The organism is Nonomuraea guangzhouensis, assembly GCF_019396345.1.
Taxonomy (GTDB): domain Bacteria; phylum Actinomycetota; class Actinomycetes; order Streptosporangiales; family Streptosporangiaceae; genus Nonomuraea; species Nonomuraea guangzhouensis.
Genome location: NZ_JAHKRM010000096.1, coordinates 1,350 through 2,676, shown reverse-complemented (window position 1 = coordinate 2,676; position 1,327 = coordinate 1,350). Strand labels below are relative to the sequence as shown.

Sequence of the window (1,327 nt, the reverse complement as noted above, 5' to 3'; positions counted from 1 at the left end):
GNCAATGCCACGACTTCGGCGGTGTACTTGAGCCCCGCTACATTGTCGGCGCGGAATCACTTGACCAGTGAGCTATTACGCACTCTTTCAAGGGTGGCTGCTTCTAAGCCAACCTCCTGGTTGTCTCTGCGACTCCACATCCTTTCCCACTTAGCACACGCTTAGGGGCCTTAGTCGGTGATCTGGGCTGTTTCCCTCTCGACTACGAACCTTATCGCCCGCAGTCTCACTGCCACGCTCTCACTTACCGGCATTCGGAGTTTGGCTGACGTCAGTAACCTTGTCGGGCCCATTAGCCATCCAGTGCTCTACCTCCGGCAAGAAACACGCGACGCTGCACCTAAATGCATTTCGGGGAGAACCAGCTATCACGGAGTTTGATTGGCCTTTCACCCCTACACACAGATCATCCCCCAGGTTTTCAACCCTGGTGGGTTCGGTCCTCCACCCAGTCTTACCTGAGCTTCAACCTGCCCATGCGTAGATCACTCCGCTTCGGGTCTACAGCATGCGACTCAAACGCCCTCTTCAGACTCGCTTTCGCTACGGCTCCCCCACACGGGTTAACCTCGCCACACACCATAACTCGCAGGCTCATTCTTCAAAAGGCACGCAGTCACATCACACAGAAGACGAATCCCCTGTAAGCTCCTACGGCTTGTAGGCACACGGTTTCAGGTACTATTTCACGACCCCTCACCGGGGCACTTTTCACCTTTCCCTCACGGTACTCGTGCACTATCGGTCACCAGGGAGTATTTAGGCTTACCAGGTGGTCCTGGCAGATTCACACAGGATTTCTCGGGCCCCGTGCTACTTGGGATACCCTCCGACAGTCGACAGATTTTCGCCTACCCGGCTCTCACGGTCTACGGCGCCCCTTCCCAGAGGCTTCAACTAACCCATCGATTTATCACTGTCCGAGAAGACGGCAGCCTCCTCAAGAAGGTCCCACGACCCCGAACGTGCAACGCCTGCCGGCTATCACACACGCCCGGTTTAGCCTCATCCGCTTTCGCTCACCACTACTCACGGAATCACTCTTGTTTTCTCTTCCTACGGGTACTGAGATGTTTCACTTCCCCGCGTTACCACCAACCGCCCTATACATTCAGGCGGAGGCAACACCACATGACTGGTGCTAGGTTTCCCCATTCGGACATCCCCGGATCAACGTCTGGTTGGCGACTCCCCGAGGCTTAACGCAGCCTCCCACGTCCTTCATCGGCTCCTGATGCCAAGGCATCCACCGTGTGCCCTAAAAAACTTGGCCACAAAGATGCTCGCGTCCACTATGCAAATCTCAAACAACAAACAGCAACCAGCC

1 rRNA gene (running past one end of the window) is annotated in these 1,327 nt (G+C 55.7%); it reads right to left on the bottom strand.

Annotated features, from left to right (window positions below):
* A 23S ribosomal RNA gene (locus tag KME78_RS63500) occupies window positions 1–1,273 on the bottom strand (it extends 1,914 nt beyond the left edge of the window).
* Between the last annotated feature and the right edge of the window lie 54 nt (window positions 1,274–1,327).